The 1,156-nt window shown below is 39.9% G+C and carries 1 protein-coding gene; it reads left to right on the top strand.

All coding sequences use genetic code 11. The features are described from left to right. Nucleotides 1-343 precede the first annotated feature (343 nt). A partial coding sequence (locus A2F46_RS11645; protein ID WP_066570625.1) for a type IV secretion system protein occupies nt 344-1,156 on the top strand: 813 nt, incomplete at its 3' end.

Raw genomic sequence — 1,156 nt, 5'->3', positions numbered from 1 at the left:
AATGGCTTTGATGCAACGAGTGCAAAATGAACGTTGTGTTCTTTCAAAACGTTCAAATCTCGGGGTGTCAGGTTGCAATTAACAACCAGAAAGGAATGAGAGTGAAAATTACATTGATACTAACAATTTCTCTTTTTAGCTTCGCTTTATCTTCATGCGGAGAAAATAAGCGGTATCCCGATTATGATGAGAAGGCAGCAAAAAAACAGCAATTAAAGGAAAAGTGTGTTTTGACCAAACGCTTAAATCAGAATCTTCCTGAATGTGCGAATGAGAATTAGCAATGTAATTCTTCAACCCACCCGGACGGTTAATCCCGTCCGTTTTTTTATAGGGTTTAAATATGTCTACATCTTCCGTATTTGGGAATTTAGCAGAAACCTTCACGGTTAAACTTGGAACGGACTTGTTCAGCAATGCCAGTTCACTCATATCTAGCATTGCACCGATATTTTCTGCTGGGTTTGGTCTCTATCTACTTTTAGTTGCAATCAATGCTTACAACAGAGGACTAGACGAAAATATTTTAGACATTTCCAAACGCGCAATGGGTTGGCTAGTCATCATAGCTTTGGCTTTCAACGCTGGGCAATATGCAAAACTGGCTAATCTCATTTACAACATGCCAGAAGGTCTGTCTTCGGTATTTGGGAAAAGTTTTTCAGTGAATGCTTTTGATGCAAGTGCAGAAAAATTAACTGCACTGCTCGATAAACTCAAGTTGCTTGATGACGATTTTTATGTATTTGAGGTGGGTTCTCATCTCAGCATGACATTCATATCCGGTATTGTTTCTCTGTGTGGCTGGTCAATATTAGGTGTGTCATTTGCCTTTTATGTTGTTGCTAAAGTCAGCTTGGCATTAGTCCTGATGGTTGGGCCGCTATTTTTAGGCTGTATGTTGTTCCCCGCAACTCGAAATTATGGTATGAACTGGATCGGGCAATGCGCTAACTACATTCTTAATGTGGTGATGTTTACTTTACTGTGTGCAATGCTCACCTCGTATTTTGATTCTAAGATATCTGAATTTGGTTCATCCACGATAGACACCATAGCTGCCGCACTTCTTCTACCTGGGCCGTTTATCCTAATGACCTTTTTATTCTTGATAGTGGCATGGAATATCCCCTCAATTACTACTGCTTTAACCGGT

Origin of the sequence: Snodgrassella sp. CFCC 13594, assembly GCF_001590725.1 — a bacterium.
Taxonomy (GTDB): domain Bacteria; phylum Pseudomonadota; class Gammaproteobacteria; order Burkholderiales; family Neisseriaceae; genus Snodgrassella.
This window is presented reverse-complemented; position numbering and strand designations above follow the sequence as displayed.